Here is a 15,048-nt window from a genome sequence, read left to right as displayed (position 1 = left end):
CGATTCCTCAGGCGGTCGCGGGCTCCGGGCGGTTCTCGTCCCGCCGCCCGGGGGAGGTCGCCGACCGCGCGGAGAACAGCCCGTCCAGGGCCAGGGCGCCGGGGCCGGTGAACACCAGCAGGAGGAAGGCCCAGCAGAACATCGCCGAGGCCTCGCCACCGTTCTGCAGCGGCCACAGCGCGCCGGGCTGGTGCACGGTGAAGTACGCGTACGCCATCGATCCGGACGCGACGAAGGCCGCCGCTCTGGTGCCGAGGCCCAGCAGGATCAGGGCGCCCGCGACGAGCTGGATGGCGGCCGCGTACCAGCCGGGCCAGGTGCCGGCGGCGATGGTTCCGCCACCGCGCGCGCCGCCGAGGACCCCGAAGAGGGAGGCGGCGCCGTGCGAGGCGAAGAGCAGTCCGGTGACGATCCGGAAGAGGCCGACGGCGTAGGGCCGGGCAGGGTCGAGACGTGAGTTCATGGGGGGAGGATCCTTCGGTCGGGGACGGGTTCCGAAGTCGTGCCGACGTTCTCGATCGTGGGGTGAGCCACAGGTTAGGTAGACCTAACCAGGCTGGCAAGCGCGACTTCCGGCCGGCCGCGCGCGGGGTCGCACGGACCGCGCGTGTGAGTTCCGTGTGAGCGCGTGCGATCGCGTGTGCGTGAGGTTCGACGTCCGGCCGTGTGGTTCCCGCGGCGGGTCGGCCCCGTCCGCCGGCGATCGGCCGCCCCGTGGGGTCCGCTGGACGCGTGAGCATCCTCCCCGGCCGTGACTGGTGGACCGGGCTCCCGCCCGCGGCGGGCGCCGCCGTCATGGCCACCGGCATCCTCTCCGTCGGCCTGCGCCTGACCGGGCACGAGGCGGCGTCACTGGCCGCGCTGGTCGTCGCCGCGGCGCTGTGGCTCGTACTCGCCGCCGACTTCACCGCCCGGCTGCTGGGCGACCGCGGGCGGTTCCGCGCCGAGGCCGACACACCGGCCGCGCTGACGGCCGTCGCCGCCACCACCGTCATCGGGGCCCGGCTCTCGCAGCAGGGGTGGCAGACCGCCGCCGCCGTACTGCTCGTACTGGCGGCGCTGCTCTGGCCCGGGCTGCTGTTCAACGTCCTACGGCACTGGCGGCGGCGCATGCCGGGAGCCGCCTTCCTCGGCTGCGTGGCGACCCAGGGACTCTCGCTCCTCGCCGCGTCCCTCGCCGACGCCGAACACCAGGAGCCGCTCGCCCGGGCGGCGCTGGTCGGCTTCTGCCTCGGCCTGCTGCTCTATCTGGCCGCCCTCTTCCGCTTCGACCTGCGCGAGGTGGTGGGCGGGGCGGGTGACCACTGGGTGGCGGGCGGCGCGCTCTCCCTCTCCGCCCTGGCCGGATCCAAGCTCACGGCGTCACCCGTATGGACCGGTTCGGCGCACGCCACGCTGCGTACCGTCACCCTCGCCCTGCTCGCCCTGTCCCTCGTCTGGTACGTCGTCCTCCTCGCCGCGGAACTGCGTCACCCGCGCCCGCGCTACGACATCCGGCGCTGGGCCACCGTCTTCCCGCTCGGCATGACGGCCACCGCCTGCCTCTCCGTGGCGGACCCGGCCGGCATCGCCTGGCTGCGCCCGCTGGGCGAGGTACTGCTCTGGATCGCCGTGGCCGCCTGGCTGCTGACCTTCACCGCACTGATCGCCTCGCACCTCACCGCCCGCGGCGGGGCTCCGGGCCGATGAGGCGCCCGCCCCGCACCCACCCCCGTTTCCGGCCGTGTGGCGACGGCGCCGCCTCCTCAGTAGGGTCCGGGCATGGCGTACACATTTCAGGTGACGATCGACTCGACCGACCCGCACACGCTCGCCGACTGGTGGGCCGAGGCCCTCGGCTGGGAAGTGGAGCCGAGCGACGAGCAGTTCATCCGCGGCCTGATCGAGGCGGGCCACGCGAGCGAGGACGACACCAAGACCCACCGGGGCACCCTCGTCTGGAAGGCGGGCGCCGCGATCCGCCACCCGGAGGGGCTGGAGCGCGCGCCCCGCGTCCTTTTCCAGTACGTCTCCGAACCCAAGACGGTCAAGAACCGGGCCCACTTCGACGTCCGGACCGGCTCCGACGACCCGAAGGCGGTGGTCGAACGCCTCATCGCCAAGGGTGCCACGCACCTCCACGAGGGCAGCCAGGGCCCCAGCGTATGGACGACCCTCGCCGACCCCGAGGGCAACGAGCTCTGCGTCTCTCACTAGGGGATGTCCGTGAAGGTGATCCTCTTCGGCGCGACCGGCATGCTCGGCCGGGGCGTCCTGCGCGCATGCCTGCGCGACGAGGCGGTCGAGAGCGTCCTCGCCGTCGGACGCACGCCGCTCGGCGTCAGCCACCCCAAGCTGCGCGAGTCCGTGCAGGGCGATCCGTCCGACCTGGCGGCCGCCGGGATCGACCCGGCCGCGTACGACGCCTGCTTCTTCTGTCTCGGGGTCTCGTCCGTCGGTATGACGGAGGAGGCGTACCGGCACGTCACCCACGACCTGACGCTCGCCGTGGCCCGGCCCCTGGCCGCCGCCAATCCGGGCATGACCTTCGTCTACGTCTCCGGCGAAGGCACGGACAGTACCGAGCGGGGACGTTCCATGTGGGCCCGGGTCAAGGGCAGGACCGAGAACGACCTGCTGGAACTCCCCTTCCGCGCCTACATGTTCCGCCCCGGGATCGTCCAGCCGGTGCGCGGCGTGCCCTCCAAGGCCCGCATCTCACGGATGTTCTACGCCGTCCTCGGACCGCTGGTCCCCCTCGTGCGGCGGGTCGCCCCGAACCTCGTCATCACCTCCGAGGCCTTCGGCCGCGCCATGATCGCGGTCGCCCGACCCGGCACCGAGGTCCCCGGCCACATCCTGCGGCCGGCCGACATCAACCGCCTGGGCGGAGCGCCGACCAGGCATAATTGACTACCGGGCACACCCTCCCGCACGTGAGAATGAGCCATCTCGAACCGGGAGGACCCCATGAGCCAGGAGACCCTGACTCTGCATGACCTGATGCCCGCGCAGGCGCTGGCGGAGTCGATCGACGCAGGGTACGTGACCCGCAAGTCGCACCCCGAACTGCCGCTGTCCATCTACACCTACACACGGACGGCCCAGTACGACCGCGTATGGAACGACGTCACCACGCGCTGTCGCGGACTCGTCGCCGACGACACCACCGGCGCCGTCGTCGCCCTGCCGCTGCCGAAGTTCTTCAACGTCGGCGAGCACGAGTCGGGTCAGCCGTACGCCCCCGCCCTCCCGGACGAGCCGTTCGAGGTCTACGACAAGGTCGACGGCAGCCTCGCCGTCGTCTTCCACTACGCGGGCCGCTGGCGGGTCGCCTCCAAGGGCTCCTTCATCAGCGCCCAGGCGACCTGGGCGCAGCGCACGCTCGACGGCCGGGACACCGGGGCCCTGCGCCCCGGCACCACCTACCTCGCCGAGATCCTGTACCCGCAGAACCGCATCGTCGTCGACTACGGCGACCGCCGGGACCTCGTCCTGCTCGCGGCCTTCGGGCCGGACGGCACCGAGGTCCCGCTCGCCGAGGCCGCCCCGCACTGGGAGGGGATCGGTTCCGTCGTCACGGTGTGGCCCGCCATGCCCCTCGACGAGCTGATCGCGCTGGCCGAGTCCAACACCCTGCCCGGCGGCGCCTCGGCGACCGGCACCCAGGCGGAGGGGTTCGTGCTGCGCTTCGCCTCCGGTGTGCGCGCGAAGGCCAAGCTGGCCGAGTACGTACGGCTCCACCGGGTGCTCACCAAGGCCACCGAGCGGGACATCTGGCGCGCCCACGGCATCCAGCGGTTCGCCGGCCTGCCCCTCAAGCAGCTCGCCCAGGGCCTCGGTACCACGGCCGCCGAGATCGAGGCGTCGGGAGGCAAGCCGCTCGACGCCCTGCTCGACCAGGTACCCGACGAGTTCGACGCGTGGGTGCGCGAGGTGATCGAGCGGCTCGAGTCCGAGGCGGCGCTGCGCGAGCGTGCCATCGACGAGGCCTACGCGGGGCTGGCGCACCTGGCGGCCGACCGGGGTGCCTTCGCCCGTGCCGTGAAGGCCCTGCCCGAGCGGGAGGTCCGGGCCGCGATGTTCCTGCGCCTGGACGGTCGGTCCACGGAACTGGCCGTCTGGCGCAACGTGCGGCCGGAGACGTCCGACCCCTTCACGAACGACGAGGAGAGCTGACCCGTGTCCGAAGAGACACCCCATACGGACGCGAACCCCACCGCGAACCCCACCGCCGAGGCGGCCGCGGGCGAGACCGCGGCCCTGGTCGCCGCCGAGGAGCCCCGGCTGCCCGTCGTGCACGTCATGACGGGCCTGCCGGCCTCCGGCAAGACGACGGCGGCGCGCGCCCTGCAGGCCGAGGCCGGTGGCCGCATGCGCCGCGTCAACCTCGACGACCTGCGCCTCATGCTCGACCTCCCGGACCCCGCGCGGGGCCGTAGCTTCCGGCACGAGCAGACCGTGCTGGCCGTCCAGGACGCGGCGGTCCGCGCCGCGGTCGACGGCGGATTCGACGTGGTCGTCGACAACACCCATCTGACGAAGAACATCCCCAAGCGGCTCAAGGCGGCGGTCGGCGGGCTCGCGACCTTCGTCGTGCACGATTTCACCGACGTCCCGCTGGAGGAGTGCCTGCGCAGGGACGCCGGGCGCGAGCGCCAGGTCGGCGAGGAGATCATCCGCATCCTGGCCGAGAAGCACGAGAAGGCGCGGCGGGGAGGCTGGCGGCTGACGGCGGAGTGGATGAACGGCGGGTCGGGAGCGATGGCCGCGCCGCCGGTGACCGAGTACGTCCCCGACCCGGCCCTGCCGGCGGCGGTGATGTGCGATATCGACGGCACGCTCGCCCTGACCGGGGACCGGGGCCCGTACGACTTCTCGCGCTGCGAGCTCGACCTGCTCAACGAGCCGGTACGGCACGCCCTCGACGCCTTCCGGCGTGCCGACGGCGATGTCATCGTGCTGCTGTCGGGGCGCGGAGAGGAGCACCGCCCGCAGACCGAGTCCTGGCTGCGGCGCCACGAGGTGCCGTACGACGAGCTGTGGATGCGTCCGGCGGGAGACACGCGCCGCGACGACGTGGTGAAGGCGGAGCTGTTCGACACCCACGTGCGACACCGGTACGCGGTACGGGTCTCGCTCGACGACCGGGACCGGGTGGTCGCCATCTGGCGCCGGATGGGCCTGCCCACCTGGCAGGTCAATTACGGCGACTTCTGAGGATCGGGCCACCGTGAACGCGAGGGACGCCACCGGTGCCCAGCGGCAGGTGCTGATCGTGGACGGCGCGAACGTCGTCGGCTCGGTGCCCGAAGGCTGGTGGCGGGATCGGCGGGGTGCGGCCGTCCGGCTGCGCGACCTGCTGGCCGGCAGGGGCGGGGACGAGGAGATCGTCCTCGTCGTCGAAGGCGCCGCCCGGGGCGTCGACTCCGTGCCCGGCGTACGGGTGGACTCGGCGCCCGGGAGCGGTGACGATCGGATCGTGGAGCTGGCCGCCGCGTACGCCGAGCGCGGCTGCGTCGTGGTCACGGCCGACCGAGAACTGCGGGAACGGGTCCGGGCGTACGGCGCGGAGTGCGTGGGTCCGCGTGCCGTACGCCCGGTGGACTGACTGTCGACCTGCCGGTCCGGCCACCCGTGGGAGCTGCCTACCGGCGGGACCGGGTCAGCGGCAGTACTTCACCTCGGAGAGGTTCTTGACGTAGCGCGCGGAGACCCAGCGCTCCTTGTCGTACGCGTGCTTGGGCGCCGCGGCGTCGTTCTCCCAGCTGCCGTTCCGCTCGGCCAGGCGGTACCAGATGCGGTTGCCGTCGACGTTGTCGCCGTACTTCTTGCAGTCGATCTCGACCTTGCTGTTCGGGTACACGTGGCCGAGGGACTGCGAGCGGGTGCTCGGCTTGCTGCGGACCGTCAGCGGGCCCTTCGAGACGACCTTGCCGGTGACGTGCCGCTCGGGGTAGACACCGGGCTCCGCGGACCCACCGCCGACGACGATCTCCCGCGGCGGGCGGTTCTCCGGACCGTCGTCGGCGACGGCGGCGCCCGCTCCGACCAGACCGAGAACCAGGCTGCCGGTGGCGAGAGCGAGGGTGGTTCTGGTGGGCTTCAGCATGAGCCGGCTCCTCTACGAAGACATCCACCCGGCCGCGACGCGCGGCACGGGGCGACAACCAGGCGGTTGCCAGGGACGACTATGGCGAGGGTGGGGCGCGTGGTCCCGGTGGCTCACCGCCGTTTAACCCGATATGACCAATTTGCTCCACGGAGGTGCGTGGCCGTGCCCGCCCCCGAACGGGCACGGCCGCGCAGCGGGGCCCCGGGGGGACTGGGCCGGTGCCGGTCGATGAGCCGGCGGATGAGAATCTACGGCGCGGCCACCGGCACCGCGCCCATCCAGGGGATGAGACCGGCCTACCACTCAAGGAGGCGACGTCCTACAACCTGGGTGGTACACAAGGAGGTTGAGGTGTGGTCACGCACCCGCCCGGCGGCGGTCCGCATCCGCTTCGGGGTGCGGACGGTGCCCGGCGGGTGCGAGAGTGGGTGCCATGGGAATCGATGACTACGGCGGCGGCGCCGGCGCACACGAGAGCGGCGTCCTCGTCGTGACGACCAACGACGTCCCCGGCTACCGGGTCGAGCGCGTCATCGGCGAGGTCTTCGGCCTCACCGTCCGCTCCCGCCACCTGGGCAGCCAGATCGGCGCGGGCCTGAAGTCGATGATCGGCGGCGAGCTGAAGGGCCTCACCAAGACCCTGGTGGAGACCCGGAACCAGGCCATGGACCGGCTCATCGAACAGGCGAAGGCGCGCGGCGGCAACGCCGTGCTGATGATGCGCTTCGATGTCACCGACGCGCAGGACGTCGGGACCGAGGTGTGCGCGTACGGGACGGCCGTCGTCCTCGTCCCCGCGTCCACCTGACCCGCCCGACCGGCGGCCCGGTCCCTGCTGCGATGCTCACCTCGTGACCGATCGATACGAGGTTGTCGTTGTCCGCCGGCCCGGTCGGGCCCTCTGCGCCCAGGACGGCCTGGCCGAGCTGTTGGCCGCCTACCATCTGCGGACCGAGGCCGAGAAGGGTGCGGCCGTCGCCGGCGTGGACGGTCTGCCGGACCGCTACCGGGCGGAGATCGCCGATCCGCGGGCCGCGTTCGCCGACGACGTGGTGCTGCTGGCGCTGAGCGGGGACACCGCCGTCGGCTGTCTGGTGGTGACCGCCCCGGTCGGGGGCCGGCACGAGGTGAAGCGGCTCTGGACGGCACCGGAGTTCCGCGGGCTGGGCGTCGCGTCCCGCCTGATCGGCGCCGCGCTCGCCCATGCCGAGGAGAGCGGCGCCGCCGCGGTGCGGCTGTCGGTGTGGGACTGGCGGACCGGAGCGATCACGCTCTACGAACGGCTCGGCTTCACCGTCACCGCCGCGTGGGACGAACGGGACCACCTGGTCTGCATGGAACGAGCCGTGTGAGCGGGCGTCGGGCGAGGGCCCGTCGCGGCCATCCTCGATGACCGCGACGGCCCCTTCGCGGCGCCGCACGCGACGGCCTCACCGGCGGACCGCGACTAGCGCTTCCAGAGCGTCACTTCGGTGATGTACGTCGGGGTCGTGTAGTTCTTGTCGGTCGAGGGCTCAAGGCTGACGATCTTCACCATGGCCAGGTTGCCCTTGGTCGTGACGGTGCACAGCAGGTCGCCCTGGACGATGGTGCTGTCCGCACCGGTGAGGTCCGCCTCCCGCATCCGGTTCGGGATGGGGTCCGTGGCGGCCCCGGTCTCGCACTGCTCGGGCGTGGCTCCCTTGCTCTTGCCGAAGGAGGTCGAGGTCTTGACGCCGTCGTACCCCATCGCCAGTTCCTGGTCCTGCCAGCCGACCTCGCCGTTCGTGGCCACCTTGGGGAAGTCGAGGTCGACGTCGTTGACCTTGCCGAACTCCCTGGGCGCCAGGAGCTTCAGCGGCTTGTCCTTGAACACCGAGGTGTAGGTGCGCGTGGCGGGCGCGCCGGAAGACGAGCCCGAAGCCGAGGGGGAGGGGGTCGAGCCGCCGGCCCGGGTCGCCGGCGACGCGTCCTTCGGGGACTCGGCCGGCTTCTTCTGATCGCTGTCGCTCGCGGTCCGCTTCGCGTCGCTGTCGTCCTCGCGCGTGAGGTACCAGGTGCCACCCGCGGCGAGGGCGACGACCAGGACACCCGCTCCCACCACCAGCGGTACCCGACCGCGGCGCGCAGCGGGGGCGGGGACGGGGGCGGCCGGTTCGGCAGGCGCGCCGTAGGTCGGGGCGTAGGCGGGTGCGGCGGTGGGCGCGCCGTACAGCGGCGGGTGCGCGCTGCCCACCGGGCCGGGGCCCTGCGTCGGCGCGTACGCCGAGGGGACCGGCCCGGGCGCCTGCGTGGGCGCGTACGACGGCGGGGCCGGAGCCGGGGCGTGCGCCGGTGCCGCCGGTGCCGAGAACTGCGTCGGGGACGGCGCCGGCGCCTGGGCCTGTGCCCGCGCCGACCGCTCGCGCCGCTCGATCTCCGCGGCCAGCGGAGCGGGCAGCCAGCCGTCGAAGTCCCGCAGCTCCCGGCCCGCCGCCCGGCCGCACCACTCGGCCAGCTCCGTCGGGGTGGGCCGCTGCTCGGGATCGGAGTGCAGGCAGCCCTCCAACAGTCCGCGCAGCGGCTCCGAGTAGCCGCTCAGGTCCGGTGCCTGCTGCGGGGTGTTGGCTATCGCGGCGGCGATGGACAGACCCGCCCCGTCGCCGTACGGGTGGCGACCGGTGGCCGCGACCGCGGCGATCAGACCCAGCGCGAAGACATCGGTCGCCGCGGTGACCGTCCGGCCGAGCGCGTGCTCGGGGGACATGTACTGCGGCGTCCCGATGAAACCGCCGCTGCGCGTCAACTGGGTGGTGTCCGTGGCGCGCGCGATCCCGAAGTCGATCACCCACGGGCCGTTGGACCCGAGCAGGATGTTGCTCGGCTTGAGGTCACGGTGCACCACCGAGGCGGCATGGATGGAGTGCAGGGCCTGCGCCGTGCACCCGATCAGCTGGAACACCGCGGACAGCGGCAGCGGGCCGTGCGTGGCGAGGGCGTCGTCGAGCGCCAGGCCCGGCACGAACGCCGTGGCCAGCCACGGCTGTTCGCCACTGGTGTCATGGTCGAGCACCGGCACGATGTGGTAGCCCTGCACCCGGCGGGCGGCCTGCACCTCGCGCTCGAAGCGGACCCGGAAGTCCTGCTCCTGGGCGAACTCACGACGGATGACCTTGAGGGCGACCGGCTGGTTCCCGCGGGTCCGCGAGAGGTAGACGGAACCCATACCGCCTTCGCCGATCTTCGCGAGCAGCCGGTATCCGGCGATCTCCTGCGGATCGCCCGGACCGAGCGGTCTCAGTACGGCGTCGGCGCTGTTGGTCATGGGCTCCCCCTTGATGATCATTGGCACCAGATCCTAACGGGGGAGCGGACGACCGACGCACCGCGCCGGTACGGTGGTCACTCCGGAGACGAAGGGGCGGCCCGATGAGTCAACGCAAGTCGGCGGCAGAGGTGTTCGACGATCTGGGGGAGCGCTACGAGGAGGTCTTCGGGCGGGTCCCCGGCCAACTGGCCGCTCTTGACTGGCTCACCGGTCGACTGCCTTCCGGGGCGCGGGTGTTGGATGTGGGCAGCGGCACCGGACGCCCCACCGCCGAGGCTCTCGTCCGGGCCGGCTGCGCCGTCACCGGCATCGACGTCTCGGCGGCCATGGTCGAACTGGCCCGCGCCAGGGTCCCGCAGGCCCGCTTCGAGCAGGCCGACGTACGGACCTACACCCCCGAGCGGGCCGACTTCGACGCGGTGTGCTCCTTCTTCCCACTGCTGGTGATGGACCAGCCGGAGGTCGCGGAGGCACTGGACCGCATGGCGTCCTGGGTCGCGCCGGGCGGATACCTCGTGCTGGCCACGGTACCGGGGGACATCCGAGGCCTGGACATCGAGTGGATGGGCCACGAGGTCACCGTCAGCAGCCTCTCCACGGCGGACCACCTGGCCCGGCTCACCGACCTGGGCCTGGAGGTACTCCACCACCACACCGCGCAGTTCCGGCCCGCCGACGACCGGGCGGTCCCGGAGGAGCACCTCTTCTGCTACGCGCGCCGGAGCGTGGGTTCATGACGGCAGCGTAGGGGTGGACCGCGGGGCTCGGTCGGGGCGCAGCCCGGCGGCCAGCCCCGCGATCACCACGAGCAGGCCCAGCCACACCGCCGGCCCCGGGACACCGCTGCCCGCGAGGACCCCCGCACCGGCCGCGGCCAGGGGCGCGACCCCGGTCAGCAGGCCGGCGCGGCCGGCGCCCACGGCGGCCACCGTGCGGTACCAGAGCAGGAAGGCCACCGCCGTCACCATGACGGCGAGGTAGCCGGCCGCCGCCCACTGGGCCCGGCCGAGCGACGTCAGCTCGGCCGGGCCCTCGAAGACGACCGTGAGCCCCGCCAGCATCAGCGCACCCAGCCACACCGCGTGCACGGACACCCCCCACGCCCCGTGCCGGCGCAACACCGGCACGGCGAGCAGGGTGAAGGCAGCCTCGCAGCCCAGCGCGAGGGCCGCCCAGGCCACCCCCGCGGCATCCGTGCGGCCCGTCCCCTCGACCAGTACCGCCCCCGCCACCACCACCGGAGCCGCGAGCAGCACCCGGCGGCTGGGTCGGCGCCCCTCCAGGAAGGGGCCGAGCAGTCCCAGCAGGATCGGTACGGAGGCCACCGCGACGGCGATGACGGCCGGTTCGGCGTGTGCGACCCCGCGGACCACGGCCACATTGAACAGCACCAGCCCGGTCGCCGCGATCCCCGCCAGCCACAGCCACTCCCGGCCGCGCGGCAGGTGCACCGGCACCCGGGCGGCTCGGGCGAGGGCGAACAGCAGCAGCGCGGCGGCGGCGTACCGGACGGCCTGGGTGGCGAACAGCGGGGCGTCGACGAGCGCCCGCGAGACCGTGACACTGCTGCCGACCAACGCCATCCCCGCGATCCCCGGAACCAGGTCACGAAGCGCGGTGGACCCGCCGGGAGAGTCCGGTGAATCGGGAACGGAGGTGGGGGTGGGGGTGGATGTCGAGGGGGAAGGGGAAGCGGGCCGTGTCTGCATGGGATCCAGCCTGGGCGCACAATGGCCCCATGAGGAGGTCCAATCAAGGTGACATCGAGGGGTCCAAAAGCCCCGGCAGCTCGGACTTCCTGCAGCTCGACGTCGGCCAGGCCCCGCCCGGCGGCCGCACCGAATGGCTGGCCGGCCGGCTCCGCGCGGCCATCGCCGACGGCACCCTCCCGGTCGGCAGCCGGCTTCCGGCCGGCCGGGTCCTCGCCGCCGAACTGCGCGTCTCCCGGGGCCTCGTCACCGAGGCCTACCAGCGCCTCGCCGAGACCGGCCAGGTCAGTGGTCGCGGCCGGGGCGGCACCGTGGTCGTCGCCGCGCCACCACCACCGGCGGCCGCCCCCTCCCGCGCGCCCGAGCGGGGCGGACTCGTGGACGCGCTGCGCGCCGTACCGTGCCGGATCGACCTCTCGCCCGGCGTGCCCGACCTCACCGCCTTCCCCCGTACCGCCTGGCTGCAGGCCGAACGCCGGGTCCTCGCCTCCCTCAATCCGGCCGACTTCGGCTACGGGAACCCCCAGGGCGCACCCGCACTGCGCGAGGCGGTCGTCGGCTGGCTGGCCAGGAACCGGGGGATCCGGGCCGACCCCGACGACGTGGTCGTCGTCGCGGGCGTCGCCCAGGCGCTGGCGCTGCTCGCGCACGTCCTGCGGGAGGACGGCGTGCACCGGGTCGCCGTGGAGGACCCTGGCTCGCTGGGCGCCCGGCAGCAACTGGAGTACGGGCGGCTGGAGACGGTCCCCGTGCCGGTGGACGAGGCCGGGCTGGACGTGGCCGCGCTGCGGGCGAGCGGCGCCGGGGCCGTCCTGCTCACCCCGGCGCACCAGTTCCCGACCGGGGTCGTCCTCGACGGCGAGCGCCGCCGGGACCTGCTCGGCTGGGCGGCCGCCGGGGGACTGGTCATCGAGGACGACTACGACGCCGAGCACCGTTACGACCGCGCGCCCGTTCCCGCCCTGCGCGCCCTGCTGCCCGAGGGGGTCTGCTACGCCGGGAGCGTGTCCAAGCTCCTCGCCCCCGCCCTACGCCTGGGCTGGCTCCTGGTCCCACCGCGCCTGCGCGACGCCGTGACCGCCGCCAAACGCTACGCCGACCTCGGCAATCCGGTCCTCGCCCAACTGGTCCTCGCCCGTCTGATGGACTCCGGCGAGCTGGAACGGCACCTGCGCCACGTCCGGCGCCGTCATCGCCGTCGCCGCGACGCCATGCTCGGGGCCGTCGCCGAACTGCTGCCCGGTGCCCGGGTGCACGGCGCGGCCGCCGGTCTGCACCTGATGGTCACCTTCGACGGTGCCGGCTTCGAGGACACGGACCTCGCCTCGGCGGCCCTGGACCTGGGCGTGAAGACCCATCCGCTGTCCTGGCACCGGATCCGGCCCGGCCCGCCGGGACTGATCCTCGGCTACGCGGCGGGCTCGACGGGAGAGATCGAGGACGGCGTGGCCACCCTGGCCACGGCGCTCGCCGGGGTGGTGGCAGCGCCGCCGGAAACCGGTCGGAAAGTTTTTCCGGAAGGGCGGCAACCTCCCGGGGGGTCGCGCGTCGTGCGGGGGTGAAGGGGCGCAGTCCCGCGTCCTCGACCCGACCGTGGAGAACCACCGTGAAGAACCTGTTGCGCGTCCCCCTGGCCCTGCGCCGGACGACGGCCGTCACCGCTGCCGCCGCCGGGGTGGCCTTCGCCCTCGCCGGCCCGGCGTTCGCCGCGAGCGGCGGCTCGGCCGCGCCCTCCCCGGCCGTCAGCGTGCCCGCGAGTGCCTCGCCCAGCGTGGGCGGGGTCAAGCCCTCCCCGTCGGTGAGCACCCCGCCGAGCGCGGGATCGGACACGCGGAGCGCGTCTCCCAGCGCCGCCCCCAGCGCCGCTCCGTCGGCCCCGGGGTCGGGCGTCCGGCCCGGCACGTCGCCGTCCGAGCCGGCCGCCGCCCCCGGCACCCCGGAGCTCGCGCATACTGGCTCCTCGGCGACCACGGTCGCCATGGGCGCGGGGGCCACCGTTCTGGTCCTGGCCGGCGCGGGAGCCCTGTACGCCGTGCGGCGCCGCGCGAACAGCTGAGGAATCCCGTGCTCCAACTGGCATCACCCGTCGGCCCCCTCACGCCCGGCTTCGGCCGGGCGTGGCGGGGCCTTTGGTCGTTGCTGCGCCGCGAGCGTTCGGCCCCGGCCGCCTCCCCGCGGTCGCGCCCGGATCCGTACGGATCCTCGTACGGGCCGCCGTACGGCCACGACCACGACCACACGGGCCTCGGCGCATCGCGGCCGCCCACCGTCACCGAGCTCTACCACGCGCACCGGCTGCGGATGGTCCGGCTCGCGGTGCTGCTCGTCGACGACCTGGCCACCGCCGAGGACGTGGTCCAGGACGCCTTCACCGCGCTGTACCGGCGGCACGGGGAGCAGATCACCGAGGTCGACAACGCGCTGGGTTACCTGCGGACCGCGGTGGTCAACACCTCGCGCTCGGTGCTGCGCCGCAGGCGGACCGTCCGGGCCTGGACCCCGCCGACGGCGGCCGACATACCGTCCGCCGAGGACCACGTGGTCCTCGACGAGGCGCACCGCGAGGTACTCGCCGCGCTCGGCCGGCTCACCCCGCGCCGCCGCCAGGTGCTGGTGCTGCGGTACTGGGCCGATCTCAGCGAGGCGGAGATCGCGGCCACCCTCGGGATCAGCCGGGGAGCGGTGAAGTCCAACGCGAGCCGCGGCCTGGACGCCCTGGAACGGATTCTGGAGGGACGGATATGACGCGTGACGGCGAACGCCTCGCCGAGCGCCCCGTCGAGCGCCGGCTGCGGGCGGCCCTCGACGCGCGCGCGGACGGCATCGACGTCCGGCGGCTGCGCCCCGCGGAGCCGCCGGGGGCCCACCCGGGACGGCGCCCGATGGCCGGGCTGCGGCGGTTCGCCCTGCCGCCGGCGGGCCTGGCGGGCCTGGCGGGCCTGGCGGCGGCAGCGGCGGTCGCCGGGATCGGCTACCTGCTGTCGGCCCCCGATCCGGCGCCCGGCCCGGTGCCGCCGGCCACCCCGCCGAGGATCACGGCCCCCGGCCCCTCCTCGGAGCAGCCGACGTCTCCCGCGCCGCGGCCGTCGGGTTCGGGGGAGCGGAGCCCGGGCGTGGACTCCTCGGGGAGCCCGGCCGCCTCCTCGCCCCCCGGCCGGTCGGTGAGCCCGTCGGTCCCGGTCTCGCCCAGGCCGTCGGGAGCGGCGTCGCCCTCGGCGAGCCCCTCCGGGGCGCGCGGAGCCGTCGTGACGTCCTCGCCACCGCCGAGCTCCGCCCCGCGCTGAGGCGGTCCGGCCCGGGGAGGCCCCGGGCCGGGGCAGGGCCGGCGTCGGTCGGTTCCGGTCCGTGCCCGTCGGTGCCGGTCAGCGCCGGAGGTTTTCCACCGCCACCACCAGCGGGGCGAGTTCCGGGTCGAGCGAGGCCTCGTCGAGCGCCTCGCGCAAGGCGGTGTCGTTGGTGGGGCGGGCGGCGGCCAGGAGGGCCAGGCCCGCCTCGCTGACATCGGTGTAGATGCCCCGCCGGTCGGTGTCGCAGATGTAGCGGTTCAGCAGGCCGCGGTCCTCCAGCCTGCTCACCAGCCGGGTCGTCGCACTCTGGCTGAGCACCACCGAGTCGGCGACCTGGTGCATCCGCAGGTGTCCGCCCGGGCCGTTGTGCTGGCGGCTGAGCACGTCCAGCAGCGAGTACTCGCGCACGCTGAGTCCGTGGCCCGCCTGCAGGGCCCGTTCGATGTGTGCCTCGATCCGCCCGTGCAGGAGGGAGAGGGCGCACCAGCCCTGGGAGAGGGCGGTGAGCGCGCTGTCCGTGGCCGTCATGGGCTCCTCCATCGAAGCGTCCCTGGCTGGGTCTGTGTCCCCAGGATAGTCCACACGCGCAATAGCCCGCGCTTGCAAATATCCCGCGTCTGCAATTAATGTGGACGCATGCAATCGGCGACCGCAATCAGCGGAACCGGGTCG

General features: G+C 73.8%; 18 protein-coding genes. 13 read left to right on the top strand and 5 right to left on the bottom strand.

Annotation, left to right across the window (positions count from 1 at the left end; genetic code table 11):
- Positions 1–7: 7 nt before the first annotated feature.
- Positions 8–463, bottom strand: a complete 456-nt coding sequence (locus tag ACWG52_RS02385) for a DoxX family protein (RefSeq protein WP_390138573.1) — start codon at positions 461–463, stop codon at positions 8–10.
- A gap of 269 nt (positions 464–732) precedes the next feature.
- Between ACWG52_RS02385 and ACWG52_RS02380 the strand changes: the two genes are divergently transcribed.
- The 6 genes from ACWG52_RS02380 (at position 733) to ACWG52_RS02355 (ending at position 5,590) form a co-directional block, all read left to right on the top strand.
- Positions 733–1,689 carry a tellurite resistance/C4-dicarboxylate transporter family protein gene (locus tag ACWG52_RS02380; RefSeq protein WP_389802161.1) on the top strand — a complete coding sequence of 319 codons (957 nt, stop codon included), beginning with the start codon at positions 733–735 and terminating at the stop codon, positions 1,687–1,689.
- 72 nt (positions 1,690–1,761) lie between these two features.
- On the top strand, positions 1,762–2,196 hold the full coding sequence (locus tag ACWG52_RS02375) for a VOC family protein (protein WP_389802163.1): 435 nt from the start codon (positions 1,762–1,764) through the stop codon (positions 2,194–2,196).
- Between the two features lie 9 nt (positions 2,197–2,205).
- Positions 2,206–2,892: a Rossmann-fold NAD(P)-binding domain-containing protein gene (locus ACWG52_RS02370; protein WP_390138575.1), complete on the top strand. Its 687-nt coding sequence runs from the start codon at positions 2,206–2,208 to the stop codon at positions 2,890–2,892.
- 57 nt (positions 2,893–2,949) lie between these two features.
- Positions 2,950–4,158 carry an RNA ligase gene (locus tag ACWG52_RS02365; protein ID WP_390138577.1) on the top strand — a complete coding sequence of 403 codons (1,209 nt, stop codon included), beginning with the start codon at positions 2,950–2,952 and terminating at the stop codon, positions 4,156–4,158.
- 3 nt (positions 4,159–4,161) lie between these two features.
- Complete coding sequence (locus ACWG52_RS02360; protein WP_453127644.1) at positions 4,162–5,199, top strand: phosphatase domain-containing protein; 1,038 nt, start codon at positions 4,162–4,164, stop codon at positions 5,197–5,199.
- Between the two features lie 13 nt (positions 5,200–5,212).
- The gene (locus tag ACWG52_RS02355) at positions 5,213–5,590 is read left to right on the top strand and encodes an NYN domain-containing protein (protein ID WP_390165863.1); all 378 of its coding nucleotides are present in this window, start codon (positions 5,213–5,215) and stop codon (positions 5,588–5,590) included.
- A gap of 54 nt (positions 5,591–5,644) precedes the next feature.
- On the opposite strand, the gene ACWG52_RS02350 is transcribed toward ACWG52_RS02355, so the two are convergent.
- On the bottom strand, positions 5,645–6,091 hold the full coding sequence (locus tag ACWG52_RS02350) for an SH3 domain-containing protein (protein ID WP_161293362.1): 447 nt from the start codon (positions 6,089–6,091) through the stop codon (positions 5,645–5,647).
- A 436-nt stretch (positions 6,092–6,527) separates the two neighbouring features.
- On the opposite strand from ACWG52_RS02350, the gene ACWG52_RS02345 reads away from it, so the two are divergent.
- Positions 6,528–6,902, top strand: a complete 375-nt coding sequence (locus ACWG52_RS02345; protein WP_030717675.1) for a YbjQ family protein — start codon at positions 6,528–6,530, stop codon at positions 6,900–6,902.
- A 43-nt stretch (positions 6,903–6,945) separates the two neighbouring features.
- Positions 6,946–7,446 (top strand): GNAT family N-acetyltransferase, encoded by a 501-nt coding sequence (locus tag ACWG52_RS02340; RefSeq protein WP_389802178.1) that lies wholly within the window; start codon positions 6,946–6,948, stop codon positions 7,444–7,446.
- Positions 7,447–7,541: 95 nt separating this feature from the next.
- Here ACWG52_RS02340 and ACWG52_RS02335 read toward each other — a convergent pair whose 3' ends face one another.
- Positions 7,542–9,377 (bottom strand): serine/threonine-protein kinase, encoded by a 1,836-nt coding sequence (locus ACWG52_RS02335; protein WP_389802181.1) that lies wholly within the window; start codon positions 9,375–9,377, stop codon positions 7,542–7,544.
- A gap of 104 nt (positions 9,378–9,481) precedes the next feature.
- On the opposite strand from ACWG52_RS02335, the gene ACWG52_RS02330 reads away from it, so the two are divergent.
- Positions 9,482–10,117: a class I SAM-dependent methyltransferase gene (locus ACWG52_RS02330; RefSeq protein ID WP_389802184.1), complete on the top strand. Its 636-nt coding sequence runs from the start codon at positions 9,482–9,484 to the stop codon at positions 10,115–10,117.
- Here the strand turns inward: ACWG52_RS02330 and ACWG52_RS02325 are convergent.
- Entirely contained in the window at positions 10,112–10,963 is an 852-nt protein-coding gene (locus ACWG52_RS02325; RefSeq protein WP_389802187.1) for an EamA family transporter, read from the bottom strand. The two genes, ACWG52_RS02330 and ACWG52_RS02325, sit on opposite strands and share 6 nt — an antisense overlap.
- Positions 10,964–11,118: 155 nt before the next feature.
- Between ACWG52_RS02325 and pdxR the strand changes: the two genes are divergently transcribed.
- From pdxR to ACWG52_RS02305, 4 genes are read left to right on the top strand one after another with little or no spacing between them, the layout of a single operon-like run.
- Positions 11,119–12,651 carry a MocR-like pyridoxine biosynthesis transcription factor PdxR gene (gene pdxR, locus ACWG52_RS02320; RefSeq protein ID WP_453127640.1) on the top strand — a complete coding sequence of 511 codons (1,533 nt, stop codon included), beginning with the start codon at positions 11,119–11,121 and terminating at the stop codon, positions 12,649–12,651.
- Between the two features lie 44 nt (positions 12,652–12,695).
- Entirely contained in the window at positions 12,696–13,145 is a 450-nt protein-coding gene (locus tag ACWG52_RS02315; RefSeq protein WP_389802190.1) for an LAETG motif-containing sortase-dependent surface protein, read from the top strand.
- An 8-nt stretch (positions 13,146–13,153) separates the two neighbouring features.
- Positions 13,154–13,834, top strand: coding sequence for an RNA polymerase sigma factor (locus tag ACWG52_RS02310; RefSeq protein WP_389802193.1), 681 nt, complete (start codon positions 13,154–13,156; stop codon positions 13,832–13,834).
- On the top strand, positions 13,831–14,373 hold the full coding sequence (locus tag ACWG52_RS02305) for a hypothetical protein (protein WP_389802196.1): 543 nt from the start codon (positions 13,831–13,833) through the stop codon (positions 14,371–14,373). Before ACWG52_RS02310 ends, ACWG52_RS02305 begins: the two co-directional genes overlap by 4 nt.
- A 78-nt stretch (positions 14,374–14,451) precedes the next feature.
- Here the strand turns inward: ACWG52_RS02305 and ACWG52_RS02300 are convergent, their stop codons facing one another.
- Positions 14,452–14,904: a MarR family winged helix-turn-helix transcriptional regulator gene (locus tag ACWG52_RS02300; RefSeq protein WP_389802199.1), complete on the bottom strand. Its 453-nt coding sequence runs from the start codon at positions 14,902–14,904 to the stop codon at positions 14,452–14,454.
- Between the last annotated feature and the right edge of the window lie 144 nt (positions 14,905–15,048).

Source organism: Streptomyces sp. CLCI03, from assembly GCF_053615355.1.
This window is presented reverse-complemented; position numbering and strand designations above follow the sequence as displayed.

What these genes read in the sequence shown, in the direction of transcription:
- ACWG52_RS02385 (WP_390138573.1), bottom strand. Translation starts at nt 463, where the DNA reads ATGAACTCACGTCTCGACCCTGCCCGGCCCTACGCCGTCGGCCTCTTC.
- ACWG52_RS02375 (WP_389802163.1), top strand. Translation starts at nt 1,762, where the DNA reads ATGGCGTACACATTTCAGGTGACGATCGACTCGACCGACCCGCACACG.
- ACWG52_RS02365 (WP_390138577.1), top strand. Translation starts at nt 2,950, where the DNA reads ATGAGCCAGGAGACCCTGACTCTGCATGACCTGATGCCCGCGCAGGCG.
- ACWG52_RS02350 (WP_161293362.1), bottom strand. Translation starts at nt 6,091, where the DNA reads ATGCTGAAGCCCACCAGAACCACCCTCGCTCTCGCCACCGGCAGCCTG.
- ACWG52_RS02345 (WP_030717675.1), top strand. Translation starts at nt 6,528, where the DNA reads ATGGGAATCGATGACTACGGCGGCGGCGCCGGCGCACACGAGAGCGGC.
- ACWG52_RS02335 (WP_389802181.1), bottom strand. Translation starts at nt 9,377, where the DNA reads ATGACCAACAGCGCCGACGCCGTACTGAGACCGCTCGGTCCGGGCGAT.
- ACWG52_RS02330 (WP_389802184.1), top strand. Translation starts at nt 9,482, where the DNA reads ATGAGTCAACGCAAGTCGGCGGCAGAGGTGTTCGACGATCTGGGGGAG.
- ACWG52_RS02325 (WP_389802187.1), bottom strand. Translation starts at nt 10,963, where the DNA reads ATGGCGTTGGTCGGCAGCAGTGTCACGGTCTCGCGGGCGCTCGTCGAC.
- pdxR (WP_453127640.1), top strand. Translation starts at nt 11,119, where the DNA reads ATGAGGAGGTCCAATCAAGGTGACATCGAGGGGTCCAAAAGCCCCGGC.
- ACWG52_RS02305 (WP_389802196.1), top strand. Translation starts at nt 13,831, where the DNA reads ATGACGCGTGACGGCGAACGCCTCGCCGAGCGCCCCGTCGAGCGCCGG.
- ACWG52_RS02300 (WP_389802199.1), bottom strand. Translation starts at nt 14,904, where the DNA reads ATGACGGCCACGGACAGCGCGCTCACCGCCCTCTCCCAGGGCTGGTGC.